Source organism: Betaproteobacteria bacterium (genome assembly GCA_016720925.1).
Lineage (GTDB): Bacteria > Pseudomonadota > Gammaproteobacteria > Burkholderiales > Usitatibacteraceae > UKL13-2.
Genome location: JADKJR010000008.1, coordinates 21,453 through 41,276, shown reverse-complemented (window position 1 = coordinate 41,276; position 19,824 = coordinate 21,453). Strand labels below are relative to the sequence as shown.

Annotated in this window: 20 protein-coding genes and 3 pseudogenes; 15 read left to right on the top strand and 8 right to left on the bottom strand. The window is 55.3% G+C overall.

What is annotated here, in order from left to right; translation table 11 throughout:
- The first annotated feature begins 181 nt into the window (after positions 1-181).
- Both IPP88_13185 and IPP88_13180 read left to right on the top strand, forming a co-directional pair.
- Complete coding sequence (locus IPP88_13185; GenBank protein MBL0123632.1) at positions 182-439, top strand: AbrB/MazE/SpoVT family DNA-binding domain-containing protein; 258 nt, start codon at positions 182-184, stop codon at positions 437-439.
- Positions 426-805 (top strand): annotated as a pseudogene (locus tag IPP88_13180) (type II toxin-antitoxin system VapC family toxin). Before IPP88_13185 ends, IPP88_13180 begins: the two are co-directional and overlap by 14 nt.
- Positions 806-870: 65 nt before the next feature.
- Here IPP88_13180 and IPP88_13175 read toward each other — a convergent pair.
- Positions 871-981: a hypothetical protein gene (locus IPP88_13175; GenBank protein ID MBL0123631.1), complete on the bottom strand. Its 111-nt coding sequence runs from the start codon at positions 979-981 to the stop codon at positions 871-873.
- Positions 982-1,328: 347 nt separating this feature from the next.
- Here IPP88_13175 and IPP88_13170 point away from each other — a divergent pair, with 347 nt between their 5' ends.
- The 6 genes and pseudogenes from IPP88_13170 (at position 1,329) to IPP88_13145 (ending at position 4,585) form a co-directional block, all read left to right on the top strand.
- On the top strand, positions 1,329-1,904 hold the full coding sequence (locus tag IPP88_13170; GenBank protein ID MBL0123630.1) for a nucleotidyltransferase domain-containing protein: 576 nt from the start codon (positions 1,329-1,331) through the stop codon (positions 1,902-1,904).
- The gene (locus tag IPP88_13165; protein MBL0123629.1) at positions 1,897-2,298 is read left to right on the top strand and encodes a hypothetical protein; all 402 of its coding nucleotides are present in this window, start codon (positions 1,897-1,899) and stop codon (positions 2,296-2,298) included. The genes IPP88_13170 and IPP88_13165 overlap by 8 nt, the downstream gene beginning before the upstream one ends.
- Before the next feature lie 339 nt (positions 2,299-2,637).
- Positions 2,638-2,883, top strand: coding sequence for a DUF2191 domain-containing protein (locus tag IPP88_13160; protein MBL0123628.1), 246 nt, complete (start codon positions 2,638-2,640; stop codon positions 2,881-2,883).
- Positions 2,873-3,310: a PIN domain-containing protein gene (locus IPP88_13155; protein ID MBL0123627.1), complete on the top strand. Its 438-nt coding sequence runs from the start codon at positions 2,873-2,875 to the stop codon at positions 3,308-3,310. Before IPP88_13160 ends, IPP88_13155 begins: the two co-directional genes overlap by 11 nt.
- Before the next feature lie 433 nt (positions 3,311-3,743).
- On the top strand, positions 3,744-4,220 hold the full coding sequence (locus IPP88_13150) for a HigA family addiction module antidote protein (GenBank protein ID MBL0123626.1): 477 nt from the start codon (positions 3,744-3,746) through the stop codon (positions 4,218-4,220).
- An 18-nt stretch (positions 4,221-4,238) separates the two neighbouring features.
- Positions 4,239-4,585: pseudogene (locus IPP88_13145) on the top strand (transcriptional regulator).
- A 339-nt stretch (positions 4,586-4,924) separates the two neighbouring features.
- Here IPP88_13145 and IPP88_13140 read toward each other — a convergent pair.
- The 3 genes from IPP88_13140 to IPP88_13130 are packed head-to-tail and all read right to left on the bottom strand — an operon-like array spanning position 4,925 to position 6,221.
- On the bottom strand, positions 4,925-5,212 hold the full coding sequence (locus IPP88_13140; protein ID MBL0123625.1) for a cation transporter: 288 nt from the start codon (positions 5,210-5,212) through the stop codon (positions 4,925-4,927).
- 7 nt (positions 5,213-5,219) lie between these two features.
- Positions 5,220-5,570, bottom strand: coding sequence for a mercury transporter MerT (locus tag IPP88_13135; protein ID MBL0123624.1), 351 nt, complete (start codon positions 5,568-5,570; stop codon positions 5,220-5,222).
- A 12-nt stretch (positions 5,571-5,582) separates the two neighbouring features.
- Positions 5,583-6,221, bottom strand: a complete 639-nt coding sequence (locus IPP88_13130; GenBank protein ID MBL0123623.1) for a hypothetical protein — start codon at positions 6,219-6,221, stop codon at positions 5,583-5,585.
- Between the two features lie 75 nt (positions 6,222-6,296).
- On the opposite strand from IPP88_13130, the gene merR reads away from it, so the two are divergent.
- A complete protein-coding gene (gene merR, locus IPP88_13125) occupies positions 6,297-6,740 on the top strand; it encodes an Hg(II)-responsive transcriptional regulator (GenBank protein ID MBL0123622.1) in 444 nt (147 codons plus the stop codon).
- Between the two features lie 441 nt (positions 6,741-7,181).
- The gene (locus IPP88_13120; GenBank protein ID MBL0123621.1) at positions 7,182-7,559 is read left to right on the top strand and encodes a hypothetical protein; all 378 of its coding nucleotides are present in this window, start codon (positions 7,182-7,184) and stop codon (positions 7,557-7,559) included.
- Positions 7,560-7,702: 143 nt separating this feature from the next.
- Here IPP88_13120 and IPP88_13115 read toward each other — a convergent pair whose 3' ends face one another.
- The 3 genes from IPP88_13115 to IPP88_13105 form a co-directional block, all read right to left on the bottom strand.
- Positions 7,703-7,963, bottom strand: a complete 261-nt coding sequence (locus tag IPP88_13115) for a hypothetical protein (GenBank protein ID MBL0123620.1) — start codon at positions 7,961-7,963, stop codon at positions 7,703-7,705.
- Positions 7,964-8,572: 609 nt separating this feature from the next.
- Complete coding sequence (hutF, locus tag IPP88_13110) at positions 8,573-9,754, bottom strand: formimidoylglutamate deiminase (protein ID MBL0123619.1); 1,182 nt, start codon at positions 9,752-9,754, stop codon at positions 8,573-8,575.
- Positions 9,755-10,040: 286 nt separating this feature from the next.
- On the bottom strand, positions 10,041-10,700 hold the full coding sequence (locus IPP88_13105) for a HutD family protein (GenBank protein ID MBL0123618.1): 660 nt from the start codon (positions 10,698-10,700) through the stop codon (positions 10,041-10,043).
- 455 nt (positions 10,701-11,155) lie between these two features.
- Between IPP88_13105 and IPP88_13100 the strand changes: the two are divergent.
- Positions 11,156-11,910 (top strand): annotated as a pseudogene (locus IPP88_13100) (HupE/UreJ family protein).
- An 11-nt stretch (positions 11,911-11,921) separates the two neighbouring features.
- Entirely contained in the window at positions 11,922-12,560 is a 639-nt protein-coding gene (locus IPP88_13095) for a hypothetical protein (GenBank protein MBL0123617.1), read from the top strand.
- Between the two features lie 150 nt (positions 12,561-12,710).
- Here IPP88_13095 and hutC read toward each other — a convergent pair whose 3' ends face one another.
- Positions 12,711-13,451 carry a histidine utilization repressor gene (hutC, locus tag IPP88_13090; protein MBL0123616.1) on the bottom strand — a complete coding sequence of 247 codons (741 nt, stop codon included), beginning with the start codon at positions 13,449-13,451 and terminating at the stop codon, positions 12,711-12,713.
- A 125-nt stretch (positions 13,452-13,576) separates the two neighbouring features.
- On the opposite strand from hutC, the gene IPP88_13085 reads away from it, so the two are divergent.
- From IPP88_13085 to IPP88_13075, 3 genes are all read left to right on the top strand, one after another.
- The gene (locus IPP88_13085) at positions 13,577-15,280 is read left to right on the top strand and encodes a urocanate hydratase (protein MBL0123615.1); all 1,704 of its coding nucleotides are present in this window, start codon (positions 13,577-13,579) and stop codon (positions 15,278-15,280) included.
- Between the two features lies 1 nt (position 15,281).
- Entirely contained in the window at positions 15,282-16,838 is a 1,557-nt protein-coding gene (hutH, locus tag IPP88_13080) for a histidine ammonia-lyase (GenBank protein MBL0123614.1), read from the top strand.
- A gap of 270 nt (positions 16,839-17,108) precedes the next feature.
- Positions 17,109-19,820 carry a TonB-dependent receptor gene (locus tag IPP88_13075; protein ID MBL0123613.1) on the top strand — a complete coding sequence of 904 codons (2,712 nt, stop codon included), beginning with the start codon at positions 17,109-17,111 and terminating at the stop codon, positions 19,818-19,820.
- Positions 19,821-19,824: the final 4 nt, after the last annotated feature.

The following is a 19,824-nucleotide window of genomic DNA, read 5'->3' as shown; positions in this document are numbered from 1 at the left end:
AAAGACGAACGTACACCTACGTGTCTGAAATTATTGTCCAGCCATGCTTCGGTCCGCTTTCTGTCTTCGTCGCGCAATGCTTTGATGAAAGCAGCCCTGGTATTGAGCTTGCTGAGCTACACAGGAAGGGTGAATCGGTGCACCACTTGACGACTATCCATTACCATGGTAATGTCTCTTCATGTCAATCGCTCAATCGAAAATTACCACGCAAGGGCAGATTTCTGTTCCGGCCGAAGTGCGCAAGAAACTTGGCGTTGGCCCCGGTTCGATCCTCGAATGGGATGAGAGTAACGATCAAGTCGTCGTTCGTCGGGCCGGACGGCATACTTCGGCAGAAATTCATGATGCCCTGTTCGCGGAGGGGCAACCAAAGACGTCAAACAGCGTCAAAGACGGGATTAGAAAATACCTGCGCAAGAAGCATGCGCGCCGTTGATACCAACCTGCTGGTGCGCTTGTTGGTGCGAGACGATGGGAAGCAAGTAGTCGCCGCCGAAGCTTTCGTTGAAAATGGAGCGTGGTGTCGCACGTCGTCTTGGTCGAAACGCTTTGGGTGCTGGATGCAGTCTATGAACGAACACCGGCACAGATCGCGAAAGCAATCGAGCTGTTACTCAATCACAACAGCTTAACGCTACAGGACGCGGACGTAGTCGCGTTGGCGCTGGCAATTTTTCAGGCGCGTCCTTCGCTCGGTTTCTCGGATTGCCTGGTGCTTGAACTCGCGCGAAAGGCCGGCCATTTGCCGCTTGGCACATTCGACAAACGGCTCGCCAAATTAGACGATACATGCGGCTTGTAGCGGGACATGGCGTCCAGAATGGCCTTATCTGTTGACTCCACGATGGGCGAACCTTTGCGCTCGGTCTAGAACGTTGCGCGAAAACGAGTTCCGATTTCCTCCGGCGCGGGGACCTGAAGCCCGGCTTCGTTGCACGTCGCCGTCATGCGATGTATGCCGCTGCCCCATTGCTCGATGAGTTCCGAGTTGTATCTGCGCGATTCAGATTACTCAGCGCTGTGCGAGTCCGACGACCCAGCCAAAACCGAGCTAATGCATTGGTTTGAAGGACGTACAGTCATAGAAAGCTGGATACCCATGGTCGCGCACAACTGGGTAATCTGGATCGCGTAGGTACAGGGTTGGACAATTGACGAGCGCGACCTTGTGCATGTGAAGCGGATTCCGGTGAAACGCCTCAATGCGCAACGGGATAAATTGACGACAGAACTATAAGTTGGAAGTAGGGTGCGCTGGTTCATCCAAATTTCGGCGACGCTCCGTCTGCGCTCAAAGTTAGCGCAGTTGAGCTAAAATACAGCGCATGAGCAAAATCAGCGACGCTTTGTTCTCGAAAGCAACAAAAGCCATACTGGGCAACGTGTTTATGCGGCCAGACGGTATTCATCTTCGTGCATTAATGGCTTCGACAAGCCTCAGCTCAGCATCGGCGCAAAGGGAACTTGGTAAATTGACGGATGCAGGTCTGTTGGTAAGAGAAAACATCGGTCGGGTTGTGCGCTACAAAGCCAACACCAAGTCTGCAATTTACCCTGAGTTAAGCGCGATTGTTCGTAAGACCTTCGGTGTGGCGGATATTCTTAAAGAAGTGCTTCTGCCGTTCATTAGTCGAATAGAGCGCGCTTTCCTCTATGGGTCTGTCGCCAAGGGCGAAGACACTGCAACGAGTGATATTGACCTATTTGTACTCGCCAAAGCGCTTGGCAGTGCTGACCTCTATCCGCAATTGACACCCGTTGAAGAAAAGCTCGGACGAAAAATATCACTTACCGTCTATCGGCCGGCCGAATATCAGCGGAAGCTGAAAAGTAAAAATCATTTTCTTGTTTCTATCCTGGCGGGACCGAAAATCGTCTTGATCGGGGACGATGATGAGTAACAAAGAGCTCGACAATCTGGTCAAGATTGGGCAGCTCAAAAAGGAACCATCCTCCCAATCCGAGATTGCAACCCAGATCCAGAGCGGCAGAGATCGCTTGCAGGATGCTGGCGCGCCAGGAATTTCACTGTCTGGAAAATTCTTGCTCGGATACAGTGCTGCCTATGCATTTTCGCTGGCGGCGCTGCGCAAACAAGGCTTTCGACCCGCAAACAGGTACATTGTTTTTCAGTGTTTGCCGCATACGATGTCCGTCGGCACTGACATATGGCGCGTGTTGGCGGACGCGCACGATGTGCGCAACGGTTTTGAATATGAAGGCAGTGAAGAAGTTACCGAAGACCTAAGTGAACAGGTCATCCGGTGCGCGAAGGTTTTGGAAAAGCTTTCGTAAGTGATTTGTTTTTGGGGCGGAACAAAGTGGTCAACTCCGCAGAAACGGATCTCAAAGTTCTTTGCGTCCTTCATGCTTGGTTACCGGGGGCAGCGTTTCCAGGTCCGCCCGTTTGAGTTTGCGCACCGGTGTGAACAACTCGGAAGCCGCTCGGAAGTCGATGGCTTCCGAGTCGAGTTCGGGCATGGCTTGTTCGTCGCTATTCTCGCTCTGTGCGAACCTTGAAGAAGGCGATTGGATTACTAGGAATAACGAATCGTATTCCACAGCGCGTCGATGAATCGCAACGCTTGAGTTGATGGGATTGCCAATATATACAGAAATCTGTATAGTCGTGCCATGAAGACCACTCTCGACATTAACGATTCCTTGCTGGTGAATGCAAAAGCCCTCGCTGCACGGCAGCGAACAAGTCTCACGCGACTGATCGAGGAAGGGTTGCAACTTAGGCTTCGGTCGTCCGCCCCTGCGTCAAAGGTCATCAGACGCAAACTTCCCGTGTTCAAAGGGCGCGGCGGATTGGTTGTCGGGTTAGATCCGCGCAGCAACAAGGCCATGCTGGATGCCGCCGACGATGACGCCTGACGTCAACGTGCTGCTCGCGGTTTCACGGAGCGATCATCCTCATCATAAAATCGCCTACACATGTTTGGAGGAGGCCATTGCCGCTTGTGGCAAAGGCGCGAGCCTGAAGCTCCTGCCAATGGTTGCGGCCAGTTTTTTGCGCCTGGTCACCAACCCGAAAATCTTTGTTCAGCCGACACCGCCGAAAGACGCCGTGGAATTCCTGGATGCGCTGTTGGTTGTGCCGGGCGTTGAGATGCCCGCTCTTGGGGCCGAGTGGCCGACATTCCGCCAACTATGTATCGAAAAAAGATTGGCTGCGAATGCCATTCCTGACGCATGGCTTGCGGCGGCAGTGATTCAACTGGGCGAACACCTCGTTACGTTCGATGCCGATTTCAAGAAGCTACTCAAACGGACGCAGGTGACGGTGCTTCCTCCCGATTGATGAGAGGCTCTCAAATACTGCCTCTGATCGTCGTCCGATCCATGCCGCTTTACTTCTTTACGAAGAGAAACGCCTGCTCTATCTTTACGTTTACACAAATTGTAAAGCGGAGTCATCGTGCCCATCCTCAGTTCTAGACGGCAAGTAACCCTTCCCAAGGAGCTGTGTGAGCGGCTTCGCGTTTTGTCCGGTGACGTCCTGGATATTCTGGAGCACAACAGTCGAATTACCATTCTTAAGAGGGCGAAGGGAAGAAGCGCCGGCGTGCTCAAGCATCTGAAAGCGGATCCGCGATTTTCGGACGTCGAGTCGCTGCAAGACGCGCATGGAAGCAAGCGCGCGAAAGCAGAAACCAGGCGACGCGCCGCATGATCGCGATCGAAACGAACGTGCTGCTGCGGAGGCCAGTCTAATAGTTAGGAGGAGTATTTATATGAGGACTATCCCGCTGGTGACACCAGGAGAAATATTGAAGTACGAGTTCCTGGAGCCAATGAACATTACGCCGTACCGGTTGGCGATGAATACCGGCATGCAACCTATTGCGGTGTCTGAAATCATTGAAGGCAAGCGGTCCGTAACGCCTGAAACGGCGTTGAAGCTTGGGGCATTTTTCGAGATGGAAGCAGAGTTCTGGATGAATTTGCAGCGGCATTACGAACTCGAAAAGGCGAGAGACGCGGTCGGAGAAGAAATCATTGCGCGCGTGACGCCGCTTCGACGGGTTTCGTCGAAAAAGTCCGTGGACACGTCGGTGAAGACGCGTACTCGCAACGTGAGAGGACGCGTCGGCTTGGAGGCAGGGTGTTCGACGCCTACCACAGGCAAGCTGTCGAGTAAGTCGAACGCAGGGGTCACGCATTTGTCCGGTGCTAATACGCCGGCTTTTGGCATCAAGAAAAAAGCCTGAGCTCGCAAGGAGAAAATGATGAAAACGATCGTCAAAGCGAAAATCGTGCGCGCCCCCCAACGCGATCTCCTCACAGAATTGGCTGAAGGCATGACGGCGCTCGCTGAAGCACGGCAGGGCAAGCGGACATTGCGTACGCATTCGATCGAGTACAAACCGGCGCCGAAAGTGACGCCCATAAACTGATTTGAGTGCGAAAAACTTTGAAGTTTTCGCGCGCTCTATTCGCGGCGTACCTTAGAACCAATGTTCGCACACTGGAGAACTCGGAACAGGGACGCGCAAAGCCGAATGCACAAGCGGCACTTCTGATCAATCTGGTAAAGCGTTATCCGGACACGGTCCAGCGGCTCGCGACCATTTAAGCCGTCGGGACCGTCTAGACAACCCCCGCTTGGGGACGGATATTCGCGAATGTGAAATTGAGAAACTGGCTGCTAAGCGGGAGCGATCTGGTCAGGATGTCTAGGCAACATTCCGCACAGCGGGACCACAGCAGGATCGAGATTCCTGAATGGGCGGACATTTCACCGTGCCATAGCTGCAAAACACGCAACAATCGCCTGCCTTGGGCTTGAGTAGTGTCTTGCAGCCCGTGCATTCATAAAACCATTGACAGGCATCGGTCGGCATCGTCTCTTGTGCCACGTGCCCACACGCGGGGCAAGTAATGACGCTTTCCAAAACGATCGGGCTTACTGCCGTCACTTCTTCACCGTTGTCGGATAGCCGATATCGGTAACCGCCTTGGCCAGTTGATCGGGTTGGGTCTTGTCCGGATCGAACTTCACCTGTGCCAGATGTGTCTTCGCGTCAACACTGACCTCGGACACGCCGGGCACTTTCTTCAGCAATCTTTTCACGGTGATGGGACAGCCCGCGCAGGTCATGCCCTCCACGGCCAGCGTCGCCGATTGGGGTTCGGCCGCTAAAACGAAGTTGGAAAAAAGTACTGTGATAGCAGTAGCGAGCAGCAATTTGCGACGAGTCATGATGACATTACTCCAGATTGGAAATGAAAGTATAAGCAAGGCCCAGGGCGATGATCGCGGCCACGACCAGCCAGAACACAATCCGCTGGCGCCTCAGGACTGCGGGTGAGGCACAGGCGTCACCGGGCGCACAATGTCTTGGTTGGATGTAAAGGGAATAAAAGGCGTAGCCTAGGCAAGCAAATGTCACGGCCGCAAAAAGGGGCTGGAATGTCTCCAAGGAGCGTAACGACGCCATCCACGCGCCGCCCAGGCCTAGCGTCACGAGCACCAGCGGCAGCACGCAACACGCCGTCGCACCCAAAGCCGCCACTACGCTGGCGATCAGCGTCGATCGGTAAACGTTTTTTGAGATCATGTTGATCTGCCTCTATTTTTCGGTTTTGGTGGGGCTGCCGGCGCGCTTTAGCGCATCGGCCACCTGCGCGGCAAATTTTTCGCTGTCGTAGAAATCGTATTGCGATCCTTCCGATAGCGCGTTCAACTGATGCATCAACAGTGTGGGCTTCGGCGGATTGTTGCCGGTCCATTCGGCATCGGGTCCATACATCAACCAAACGTCCCAGGCATAAACCCACTTGCCCTTTTTGTCCTTGAGTTCCACACCGCTCGATAACGTACGGCCGAACTTGCCCTGCGGATCCCAAAAATGGTTGGCCGGATTCGACTTCAGCAACTTGCAAGTGCGTTGGGTGTCTTTCTCTTTGGCACCCAGCACCGGCAGGTGAACGATAAAAGTGGCGAGCTGTGCGTTGCCGGCATTCGGCGTGAGGACGTCCTGGCTCATTTCATCGATGCCGCGCAGACAAGCCGGGCAGATCGGATCGACGACAAACAGCAGGCGCACCTTGCCTTTGGCAGCGTTGAACGCTTCTTTGAGCGCGATCGCCTGCTTGTCGAGCAGAAGCGGCGTCTGACAACTTCCTACGGTCGGCGCCGAAACCTCGGCGGCCAGTGCGCCGGCAGCGCTTACGATCGCGAGCATCAAACCCAGCAAAATCTGTCTCATGCGGAACCTTTGTCAACGGCGGGGACTCTTGTCTATGTTAAGCATATTCCTGTACCCGACTACGGAGTCAAGCGCATGACGAACGACAATCTCACCATCGGCCAGGTCGCCGAAAGCGCCGGCGTCCACGTGGAAACCATCCGCTACTACCAACGGCAAGCACTGGTGGATGAACCCGCCAGACCGCTTGGCGGAATTCGACGCTACGACGACCGATATGTCGCACGCCTTCGCTTCATCAAGCGGGCGCAGCAGTTGGGTTTCACCTTGGAGGAAGTCAGGGGACTGCTGCAGCTAGACGACGGTCAGAACTGCCAGGACGCGCGGGTCCTGGCCGAACGAAAGCTGGCCGACGTCGAGGCGAAGTTGAAAGACCTGCGGACGATGCACCGGCATCTCAAATCGTTGGTGACGCAGTGTCAATCGGTGCGAGGCAGAGTCGGATGCCCGTTGATTGAATCGCTTTCAGGCTTGGAAATCGGTAAACGGCGCAAATCCGGAATTTTGCGCATCGCATAACGACATGCCACCAGGGCTCGCCTAGGCAAAGAGTAAGCAGCAACAAGCGCTGCGATAAATGTCCGGTCAATCAATGCCGGCACAGACCGCTGCAAGGCATGCGAATCCGGCTCCGGATGGCTTATCAGAGTTTGGGAACCGGGATGATTTAGCGCGCTAACTTCCGACAGTAGTAACGCGATCGACAATCAGGCCCACTCGCTTTGTCTCTACTGCGCTGGTGTGAATTTCGTATTCGTGACAGCGCGCGCGCTCGCGGCGCGTTCGGCGTCACGATTGACAACTTAGGCCGCTTGGCCCTACCTTTCATCCACGCGCCAGGGCAACTTGACGCTAGAAGCAACTTGCTTTGAAACCTCCCTTGGGACACCGCTTTGCGGTGTCCCTAACGGGTCCGCAGAAGTGGTGTCCCTTTTTTCTTCACCGATGAAAGGAACCACCATGAACGCATCAAAACAAGCCCCTGCCTCGACCACCACCGCTCTTGGTTACATCAGCGACATTCGCTTGGTTCAGCCGCAAGCTGAACCGGGTAAAAAGGCGAAGCCAGCGTTTTTTGCCGCCAGGGTTGTCATGCACAATGGCAAATCTGTCGACGGAAAACTGAAGTATCGCTATGTTGATGTAACGGTCGATAAGTCGCTGGGTGCTCTCTTTGAGGGCATTCAGCACACCGACACCGAAGTGCTGTCAGACGTGGCTTACGAAGTATCGGTACGCAACCTCGTAAGCACCGCATGGCAGAAGGACGGCAAGATCGGCGTGAACGACAAGGGTATGCTCGTCGGGTGTGCTCTTGTTGAGGATGAAGCTGAATAGCCGAGTTCTCACCCCACAGCGTAAGGCTCCGGCCTTACGCTGTTTTCTTTCTAATGCGGGCGCCGGTAAGCGTTGACCGCTGTGCCGGACGTTTCTGCCCATCGTGCTGCTCGTCTTGACCGGCGCGCTGGAAATGACCGGCGTCAATTCAGATGAACGTCTTTTCCATCGGTGAATGGCCGCTTTGTAGAAAGCTGACCGGCTGGAATCGCATGCAACTTGACGCGCCAGTAACCTGCCGCCTCTCGCAGGTAGTTGCGAATTGCCTGCGCGGCAGGGTAAAAGAGAGCAGGAGGAAACTCGGGCGGCCTAACTAAACCATTGACCGTATACGCATTGAAGCGGTTTGCAGAAACTTCAAATGCGGTCCGGTCAGTTGTGATCGCGGCTAATTCTTGGTCCAAGAATTTTGCAACGGCGTGCCAAACGGCTTCGTTCTCATTGCCCCATTCGTCGTCGTTTTCAGCGTACTCAGATGGCAGTGCGAGAGTCCTGTGGAACCTAGCGTCAGCGGGAGACCCCGGCTCTGCCGGGGTGGCAGTAGAAGTTTGACAGTTCCGGCAGTCGCATTTGCGATGAAATGGAATTTGGTGCTGTTGGTGATTTGGCGCGTTCGAGTTTCGGATGTTAAGGCGCTCTTGGAATTTGCGGGCTTTTGACTTTAGTCGCGGATAAGGCCCCCTTGAGGGGCCCCGCGATGCGAAAGCCCCCGGTTTTGCCGGGGGATGGTTACTACGATACTCCGCAGCGGCGGAATTTTGAGCATCTTCGGCGGGACCTCGAAAGCGCTCCGAACTTGAAACCAATTGGTTGGACGTCTATCCCCATAGCGACCGCATCACTCTTGAGAATCCATTGCGGGCCCGGACTTCATGCGGGTGTTTACCCCCAAATATTCTCTGTTCGCCAGCAACAAAGACATCGCGTATTACGGGCTCACTGCTAGCAAACACGAGCGCATCAAGCGTGCGACGTCGGTATGCCGAGAAGCGCATTCGATTGGGCATCAAGGACTAAAGCATCGGCCCGCGCTCCTTGACGAAACCCCAATTTGCCTTTCCCGACGCTTGGCGCCCTCCATCGAGCGCAGCGTCAAATAGACGCGCGGCCGTAGCTGGCTGCCCGGACTCAGGATGAGCAGCGATGTTGCGCCTCTTTAGGCTTAAGCGCTGGCCATACTCAAGCCAACGCAACTCCTCCACCCAACTTCGTGACACGTGGCTGTCTGAGCCAATTGCCATAGGCACTGCTGCAGATAGCCAGGCCGGGAGGTTGATCAGACCGTCACCAAGATTTGCCTCAGTTGTCGGGCAAATGGCGATACAAGCACCACTCGTCGCAATGGAGTCAACTTCGCCGGGCGTCGCATGCGTTGCATGGACCAAGAGCCACCGCGAATCAATTGAAAATTCACGAACTAAGTACTCAATTGGCCTGGCCCCGGTTGCGGCGAGGCATTGATCGATTTCATGCACTTGCTCAGCGATGTGGATATGGATGGGTATATTGTCATCACCTACAAGGCCAAGTAGTTTGGCTATGGAGTCCCTAGAGACCGCACGCAAAGAGTGAATCGCTACTCCGCACGTAACCAGCCTTCGCTGCAGCGCTCGCATAGACTGACAGAGTTGATAATTCAGTTCAGGCGTACCACCAAATCGGCATTGGTCATACCGAAGATGATCGAGAAAGAAACCGGCACGCTCATACAGCACTGGCAAAAGCGTGAGCCCAATACCTGCGTCCTCCGATGCGTCTGCGAGTGCAACACTCATGGCCGCCGGATCGTCGAAGCTGTTACCAGTTTCCGCGCGGTGAATATAGTGGAATTCACATACCTGTGTATAGCCCCCTTTGAGTAGCTCTATAAATAGCTGGGAGGCAACCGCGCGCATTTGATCAGCAGATATACGTGAAGCGACGCCGTACATTCGGTCACGCCAAGACCAAAAATCATCAGAGTTTGCATCGCGGCGCTCGGCCAGACCCGCGAACGCGCGTTGAAATGCGTGGCTATGAGCATTGACTAAACCAGGAATGGTTGGGCCGTTCAGCACTAGAGCTTCGAGTGGCGGCGTGTGTACATCCGCTGCAATTTCATCCCAGTGTCCTTGCGCGTTTATCCCCAGGGACACACCGTGGCGCCAGCGCCCTCCTACCCAGGCTTGCGGAGCCCACAATCGCTTTAATGTCACGGAGTGCCCCTTACCTTTGGGATCGCCCGAGCCGGGTGCGCGTCGCGGGAAATCGAAACGTAGAAAGTCCAAAGCGCGACCAGTCGGACAGTCCAGTTCAACGCCTGTGCTCGTGAACTGGCGAGATGATCGTTTATCGATTGTGATTCATGAGCCAATCGGCTATTTCTCCACAACTATCCGTGCCGGGCAGTGGCCGGCGGCGCGGCACGCTTATTGAAAGTCCCCCCTGGTCCCGCCTTGTGTTGCCTTTCCAGCCGCACGTTCCGCGACCTAAAAGTATTCTTCACGCTACACTTCCGGAATATCCCAACCACCACGCGCGACTGTGCTGGCTGTCAGGAACATATCGAATGCCTTCACCGGCGATATCCCAGAGCAATGTGTTGGGCTCAAGGCGCATCCGACTGCCTCCGTTGGAGCCTGCGGGTTGCGGGTATAGCCATCCTGCACCAGTGGTGAATATCCCACGTTGGTCGAAAGGTTCAAGCCACTTTATGTCCGGCTGAACTAGCCTCATTGCCGCGACCCCTTCGCGGGCCATCAGATTGAGATCCTGCGTGTGGCCATTCAGCAACCCGCAATGGGGAGCAAGTTTCCCATCAAAACAAAGTGGCGCATCCCCTTGCACAACCATGCGATTGCCAGTTGGAAATCTCAGCTCCACGCCCTGGCCAGTCACTACAGCGAACCAACGCTTCACCTTTGGAAATGGCGAAAAGGCGCCATCTTGCTCAATTTCGGCCAGAGTGACCCTGACCTTCCAACTAGTAGTCGTCGGCCAAGCGAGAAGCTCACGGGTGCGTCCACCCCCATTGGCCCATGGCTGAAATTCGATATTTTCGGCACGAATCAACAGCATTTCGAGCCGCCATTCGCACATTGAATTTGAAGCGCTAGTAAAGCGCCAAAGGAAATAAGTACCGCATCCGCGCATGCGCTGCATGTTGCCGCATGCATGTGTCGCGCTATCAATAAATGGACCGTATTGCGCAAGGAAAATTGAGACCTTTCATATTGTCCAACATGTGGCGAGCAATCCTGTCCGCCAATGGCGTTCCGCGCGTCGCTTCTTCGGTATCTATCCAACTGGTCTCTTAGTTGAACCTTTGGCATCCAGCTGCCCGATCTGTAAAAAAGACAGCCAATCTGTCAAAACAATTGTGTGACCAGTGGAAAGAGTAATAGTCAAAATGGCCACAAGAAAGCCAATCCGGGCGACATGTCGGTTTTCAAAGTAGTGTCATCATTCACAGAAAGTCTACTTGCATATGCTTGCATAGACAAGTAGAGTTTCGATAATCCATATGCGGCCACTTTGAGGAATCTATGCCGACCCTGCCCAGCCACGCGCGAATTGGAAGAGACTGCTCTGTACACGCATCAGAGTGCAGCCAGTTCATGCGGAATAGATCACCCAACCACGCCTGCCATCTTGCATCTGGGAAAGATACTTGGTTGCTGAAAACAGCGCACCACTTCAAGGTTCTCTTCTTTACTGTGATTTGTCTGTTGGCCAGCACCATGGCTATGAGTCACGGTGTAGCGGATGGCGATAAGACCTTTATTGAACAAGCTGCGGAGCACAACTGCTTCCATTTGCGTATTTAGGCGCCAAACATATGGTCACAGGCTATGACCATTTGCTTTTTCTTTTGGGTGTCATATTTTTTCTATACCGAATGCGCGATGTTGCGCTGTACGTGACCTTGTTTGCGGTGGGGCATAGCGTCACCCTACTGTTTGGTGTGCTTGCCGGTGTGCACGCGAACCCCTTTCTGGTTGATGCGTTGATAGGATTATCCGTCGTCTATAAAGCGCTAGATAACCTCAATGCGTTCCAGCAATGGTTTGGCTTCAAGCCGAACGTTCGCGCAGCGGTATTAGGGTTTGGATTGGCCCATGGTTTCGGCTTGGCCACCAAACTGCAGGAGTTCTCGCTGTCCAAAGACGGGTTGGTCGCCAACATCATTCCCTTCAATGTTGGTGTTGAATTGGGGCAATTGCTTGCTCTCGGCTGCATGCTGATCGGGATAGCCTACATGCGTCTCGCTCCGGCCTTTGAAAGAAATGCAATTGTGGCCAACACCGCCATCATGGCTGCGGGATTTATGTTGGTTGGCTTTCAGCTAACAGGCTATTTTGTAAACCACTAATGGAGATGAGTATGACTTCAACAGCAAATCCAAATGTTTTAGTTGGAGTCGGCACCGCTCCCTTAATGAGGCCACTGAGAGCGACTGTTTTTGCGCTTGCGATTGCCGCGGCATTGTTGGTGGTTGCGATTCTGCCGGCCGAGTTTGGGATTGATTTGACTGGGATGGGCAGGCTGCTGGGATTAACAGCAATGGGAGAGCGAAAAGCTGCCTCGACATCCATGCCTATTGCGCCGCCAAGCACCGTACCCGCTTCCCCTGTACCAAACGCCGATGCGGCGGGCAAAGAGGCCACCTCCAGGAAATACGCCACCGTATCCGCCTTGCCGCTTCGCTTTGACGAAATTGAAGTGAAGCTAGCGCCGAATGGCCAAATTGAATATAAGGCCCTCATGGACGAGGGCGAAATGCTGGCATTCGCATGGGACGCTGGCGGGGCAAACGTGAAATTTGACTTTCATGGCGAGCCAACCGCAGGTCCAGACGGAGCATTTATTTCGTTTGAGAAAGGTACCGCAGCGAAGTCCGGCGGCTCGCTTAAGGCGCCGTTTGCTGGTACACATGGTTGGTGGTGGAAAAATCCGACTCAGAAAGATGTCGTTATTAAGCTGCGAGTGAGTGGCTTTTATGCGAACATCAAACAGCCATAGGGGCATGGTCGCCTTTGTACGAGCTGCCGTGGCGCACTGTTAACCGGTCGGTAATTGATTCACAACCATGATAGTGGGACGGGCTTTGCAAACCTATGTTCTGCTAAGCTTTTCGTGTCCGGCCGGCGTTGGCCAGCTCGATTACTCGGGTCAGGGCTTAAAGTTGCCGTGCAAGGTATAGCGTGACCCGGGGTGCACCAACCTTGCCTGCGTTATGGTTACTCCGCCTCTCTCAGTACCGCGAGTCATTACTAGGCACGGCTCATTCGGGCGAATCTTGAGCAAACGCGCTTCTTGCGCAGTAGGAACGCTGGCCTCAATTGAGTAATGCGCCTCCCAAAGTGGGGCGACTTGCAGCAGGTATTGGGTTGGCGTGAGCTGCGTAAAATCAACGCTTAGGTAATCTGGCGCGCAGGCGGGATTCACATAGCGATCCTCGCACCGTAGAGCGACGTCGTTCTCAAAGTGAACAATCAGAGTGTGAAATATGGGTGCGCCTGGAGCCAGGCGGAACCGGCCAGCCACCTCTGCCGTTGCGCGCTCCTTTTTTGCGACATGCACGGCAGTGTGATGGCGATGGCCACGCGCTGCAATCTCCTCACGCAGATCGCGAATACTTAACGTAGATGACATGCGGGCCAAATGCGCCGCAAATGTTCCAACGCCCTGCAAGCGATTGACCAATCCTTCCGCCTGGAGCTCGCGTAGCGCTCGGGTTACTGTCACTCTGCTCACGCCAAATTGAGCCACCAATTCGGCCTCCGAAGGCATCAAGGCGCCTGGTGCCCATCGTTTTTCGGACAGCCCTTCCTTCAGAAACTGCTTCACCTGAGCATATGGCGCCATAGGCAGCGTACTCGGCTGAAGGTGGCGCTTTGATGTAAGGGTCATATGAAATATTGTACTTTCCCGTTAGAGAGATTGTGCAGGAGAATCGTACGAAAAATTCTACTTGCATATGCTTGACTATACAAGTAGAGTTAATGCGTTGCCCATGCTGCCACACAGAGGAATCCATGTCGGACCTGTCCAGTGTTGCCAAACTGTCTAAACCGCGCCTCGTACGCGCACCGCGCGGCACGCAGATAACCTGTAAAAACTGGCTCATCGAAGCGGCATATCGCATGATTCAGAATAACCTCGACCCAGAGGTGGCCGAGAATCCAGAGGCGCTAATTGTCTACGGTGGAATCGGTAAGGCTGCTCGCAATTGGCCTTGCTACGACGCCATCATTAAGGCCTTACGCGAACTGAACGAAGACGAAACGCTACTCGTGCAGTCAGGCAAGCCCGTCGGCGTGTTCCGTACGCATATCGATGCGCCAAGGGTATTGATCGCGAACTCCAATCTGGTTCCAAAGTGGGCAACGTGGGAGCACTTCCACGAACTCGACCGCAAAGGCCTGATGATGTATGGCCAGATGACGGCTGGCTCGTGGATCTATATCGGCAGTCAGGGAATCGTCCAAGGCACCTACGAAACTTTTGTCGAAGCGGGTCGGCAACATTATGGTGGTGACCTTGCGGGTCGTTGGATTCTCACAGCAGGCCTGGGAGGTATGGGTGGCGCGCAGCCGCTGGCTGCCAGTTTTGCAGGTGCTTCGTCGCTAAACATCGAATGCCAGCAATCGCGCATCGAATTTCGTATCAAGTCCGGATACCTCGACGAGCAGGCGATAGACCTAGAAGATGCACTTGCCCGATTGGCGCGATACGCAGTTGAGAAGAGGGCAGTCTCGATCGGGCTGCTTGGCAACGCGGCCGACATACTGCCCGAATTGGTCAAGCGAGCGCGGCGCGGCGGCATTTGCCCCGACCTGGTGACCGACCAAACTTCTGCGCACGATCTCATCAACGGCTATCTGCCATCGGGCTGGTGCGTTGAAAGTTGGCGCGCCGCACAAGCAGACACGTTACAGCATGCGTCGCTACGCGAGGCAGCCGCGAAAAGTTGCGCAGTGCATGTTCAAGCCATGCTCGACTTTCGGGCCATGGGAGTCCCCACTGTCGACTATGGAAACAACATTCGTCAAGTCGCGCTCGATCAAGGCGTGAAGGACGCGTTTGACATCCCAGGCTTCGTACCTGCATACATTCGCCCTTTGTTCTGCCAGGGCAAAGGCCCTTTCCGTTGGGTCGCACTAAGTGGCGATCCCGAAGACATTCGGAAGACGGATGCAAAAATGAAGGCGCTGTTTCCGGCCGACAAACACCTCCATCGCTGGCTAGATATGGCAGCTGATCGCATCGCTTTTCAGGGGCTTCCCGCGCGCATTTGCTGGCTCGGGTTGGGCGAACGGCATCGTGCCGGTCTGGCATTCAACGAAATGGTCAGGAGTGGTGAGTTGAAGGCGCCTATCGTCATCGGCCGCGACCATCTGGATAGCGGCTCGGTCGCCTCTCCCAATCGCGAAACCGAAGCCATGCGCGACGGCAGTGATGCGGTGTCCGACTGGCCACTGCTCAATGCGCTCCTCAATACTGCGGGCGGGGCAACATGGGTATCGCTGCATCATGGCGGTGGTGTCGGCATGGGGTACTCGCAACATGCCGGTGTGGTAATTGTCTGCGATGGCACCGACGCGGCGGCAAAGCGAATAGAGCGAGTGTTGTGGAACGACCCCGCCACGGGCGTAATGCGCCATGTCGATGCCGGCTATGACGCGGCAATCGAATGCGCGCACACAAAAGCCCTTAACTTGCCGATGTTGCAAGCTTGAGATGCAGATACAGCCTGGCAAACTCACGCTGGAATCTCTGAAATCAATTCACGCTGGCGGCGTTGAACTGACCTTGCCGGCCTCCGCGCGAGAAGCAATCCAGGCTAGCGCAGAAGTCGTGCAACGCGCGGCTGACGGCGATGCGCCGGTCTACGGCGTCAATACCGGCTTTGGCAAGCTCGCCAACCAGCGTATCGCCAAGTCACAAGTCGCGTCTTTGCAGCTCAATCTGATCCGCTCGCACAGTGTCGGGGTCGGCATACCATTGGCGCCCGAGGTCGTGCGTCTGATCCTCGTGCTCAAAGCCGCGAGTTTGGCGCGGGGGCACTCTGGTGTGCGTGATGGCGTCATCGACACTCTGCTGGCCGTGTACAACCGCGGCCTCGTGCCATTTGTTCCATCGCAGGGATCGGTCGGTGCATCGGGAGATTTGGCGCCGCTTGCGCATTTGACGTTGGCGTTGCTTGGCGAAGGCGAAATGCTTGTTGACGGCATGCGCAAGAATGCCGCCGAGGCGCTGGAGGCGGCCGGCATCGCGCCGCTCATCCTTGGCGCGAAAGAGGGCCTGGCGCTGATCAACGGCACACAAGTCTCCACCGCGCTCGCGTTGCATGCCCTGTTCAGTTTCGAGCCAGTGTTGGAGGCGGCACTCGTCATTGGCGCAATGACGGTGGATGCGGCCCGTGGCAGTGATGGACCATTCGATCCACGCATTCATCAATTGCGTGGCCAGCCTGGCCAAATCGCCGTCGCACATTATTTTCGTGCGCTGCTTGCCGGCAGCGAAATTCGCCAGTCACATGTGAACGGCGACGACCGTGTGCAAGACCCGTATTCGCTGCGTTGTCAGCCACAGGTGGTGGGTGCCTGTTTGGACCAACTTCGACACGCGAGTATCGTTTTGCAGTGCGAAGCCAACGCGGTGACCGACAATCCCCTCGTTTTCGCCGAGGATGGCGCGATGATATCCGGCGGCAACTTTCACGCTGAACCCGTGGCGCTGGTCGCCGACGGCATGGCCCTCGCGATCGCAGAAGTCGGCGCCATTTCCGAGCGCAGGATTGCGGTGCTGATCGACAGCGGCGTGTCGCGCTTGCCGCCCTTTCTTGTCGCCGATGCGGGATTGAATAGCGGATTTATGATCGCGCATGTCACCGCCGCGTCGCTTGCGTCGGAAAACAAATCGCTCGCACATCCTGCGAGCGTGGATAGCCTGCCGACCAGCGCCAATCAGGAAGACCATGTTTCCATGGCCACCTTCGCGGCACGCCGCCTGCAAGCGATGATTGCCAACACCGCGCACATCCTGGGCATCGAGTTGCTGGCTGCGGCGCAAGGTATCGAATTTCTCCGCCCGTTGCGCACCTCAATAGCCATCGAAGGAGCGCACGCCTTGGTGCGGAAGGGCGTTTCCGCATTGACGCAGGATCGTCATCTATCACCGGACATCGAACATGCGACGAATCTGGTGCGCAATGGTTCGATTTCGCATGTTTTACGAGCACTGCCGGATTTACCGGCACTTTGGCTGCTACCGGCTCAACAGGCTGGCTCTTAATCCGTGTCACCAAAACTCTTGGATATGAATCATCGTGTATCCGAATATTTTTGCATTCGCAAGACTAGCGTTCGTCGATTCCGTTCAACCATTTGCCAAGCTTGGCATCGCATTTGCTTTATCCTTACATGGGCAATGATTGGTTACGACACAGACAAGATTGGTGGGAACGATAGGTAACGATCCAACAATGATTTCACGTAACGACAGCCACGCCGCTCGGCTGAGCAATTGAGCGGCTTAATCACTTTATGGAAAGTTGACAAGATCATGGCTCATAAACTTACCCAAACTGCGATCGCGATTGGCGTGTTTTTTCTTGTCAATAGCGCGTTCGCACAGCAAGCAGTTCCTGTTTCCGGTGCGACAGGCGGCAAGCCTGAGTCACTTGAAAAAGTACAAGTGACGGGCAGTCGCATCAATTTGAAACAGGATCAGATCGCCGGTGTAGGCCCGGTCACTGTTATTGATAGCGAGGCGATTCAGCGCTCCGGGGCCATTTCGGTTGAAACACTGCTGCAGAGGCTACCCGCATCTGCCGGCTTCGCGGGTAACCAGACCAGTGCCTATTGGACCAGCAATGGCTGGGGTACGACGCAAGTCAACCTGCGCGGCCTCGGGATCAACCGGACGTTGGTCCTGCTGAATGGCCGGCGTGTAGTGAACGGCGGCACCGGCGCGAATAGCTCGGTGGATCTGAGCATGATTCCCGTCGCCATTATCGAGCGGATCGAGGTCCTGAAAGACGGTGCGTCCGCAATCTACGGTGCAGACGCTGTTGCCGGCGTCGTGAACATTATTACCAAGAAGGGGCTGGATGGTGGCGAAGCCGCCATTCGGTACGGCGAACCATCACGCAGCGACGGCGACGAAACCAGCGCTGATCTGGCGTGGGGAATAACCGGCGCCAAAGGCTCGCTCATGACGGCGATCCACTACGCGAAAGCCGGGGCGGTCGGCATGGCCAGCCGCGCACCCTGCGGACTGGGCGAACTCAATGGAAAGCTGGAATGCGTCAACAGTTCGTCCACGCTCGGCGGTCGCGCACGCTTGGCTGACGGGCGGCGTATTAATTTCAACAATGCGGTTCAAGCCACCCCGACCTTCGAGACGTATTCGGCCCTAGTCCACAACTACAACAGCAACGAGTCGCTCAATGCGGTAAACCCAATAAAGCGTCTTGGCCTGAGCACCTTTGGAGCCCTCAATCTCACCCCGGACACAGAGCTTTTCACGGAGGTGCTGTTTTCGTACCGCGACTCGGGCCAGCTTGCCACGCCGGGAACGCTTGGGGCAACCCGCGCCATCAATATTGCGGCAAATCATCCAACGAATCCTACTGGCCAAGCATTGACGTTGGAACGGCGCCGCATTGGGGAAGTCGGTGCCCGCGATTTCTTTCAGGAGACCGAGACTTTCCGTGTCCTGACCGGTGCAAAGGGAAATTTCGGTGCCAACTGGGATTGGAATGCGGCATTGAACTGGGGGCGCAACACCGGCATCGACGGCTCGACGAATGTTGCTAACCTCGATCGGGTCGATCTGACGCTCGACCGAACAAAATGCAGCACCGCAGTTGGTGCCGCCATTCCGTGCGGCAATTACCTTGGAAACGGCAGTCTCACACCGGCAGTGCTGAAATACATTTTGGCGACCACACGCGATACCGGCGGAAACGACCAGAAAAGCGCCAGCGCCAATATCAGCGGCCAGCTGTTTGAATTACCCGCCGGTCCGGTGGGATTCGCGTCAGGCTTAGAGCTTCGCAAGGAGAGCGGCTGGCGCAACCCGGATAGCCTTACCGTAATGGGCGCGGCCAACGCTAACCGCCAGGATCCGATTGCCGGTGAGTACACCGCACGCGAACTTTATGCCGAGTTGTCTGTGCCAATCTTGAAGCAAGTGCCGTTCATTGAATCCTTGAACATCAACGCGGCCGGCCGATATTCTGATTACAACCTTTTCGGATCCAAGAGTACTTATAAATTGGGGCTGGATTGGCAAGTGATCACGAGCGTAAAAGCGCGCGCCAATTATTCGACTTCATTTCGCGTTCCCAACGTTCCGGAACTTTTCGGGGGAGTGTCTGAAGGCAATTTGACCACCACCGATCCATGCAGCAGATGGAGTACCCTACCAACATCTTCGGTGGTCTCGCAGAACTGCGCGGCAGCAGGTGTTCCCGCCGGCTTCACGCAGCTCGGCAACACCATTTTGACCACTGGAGGCGGCAATCCGAAACTGAAGCCTGAGGATGCCAAAACGCTGACCGTCGGCGTGGTGTGGACGCCATCCAAGGCGCTGACTCTGACGGTTGACTACTACAACATCAAGATCAACAATGCGATTCAAAGTGTTCCGGGATCAACCAAGCTATCGGTTTGCTACAACACGCCGGGGCGGGCCCATTTGTTCTGCAATCCGTCGAGCTTTACTCGCAACCCGGTTACGGGTGAAGTGAATTTCCTTTCCGCGCAGCCACTCAATGCCGCAAACGAACGACTCACCGGAATCGATATCGGTGCACTCTACGAGTTTAAAGTCGCCGGATACACCTCAACGATCAGCGCGGATATTTCGCGCCCTGCCCGCTACGAAGTCGAACCATTTCCAGGTGGAGCTGTAATCGTTTATACGGGAAAAACTACGGGCGGTCGCGGCACCTATTCCCAATGGCGGGGATTGAGCTCGCTGACCTTGGCGAGGGAAGCCTGGTCTGGTTCATACGGGGTTCAGTACATCGGTTCCGCAACCGACATCAACTCGCCGGCCGCGATCGGTGGAAGTGTCCCCGGTGTCTTTTATCAAACGGTGCAGGTGAAGTATGCGGTCAGCAAAGCGCTGGATATTTCGGCGGGCATCGACAATCTCTTCGACAAGAAGCCTCCTTATATGCCGAGCTACACGGACGGCAATACGGACACCATGACCTACGACTTGCTGGGTCGCCGTTGGCACGCGCGCATTGCCTATCGCTGGTAGGCAC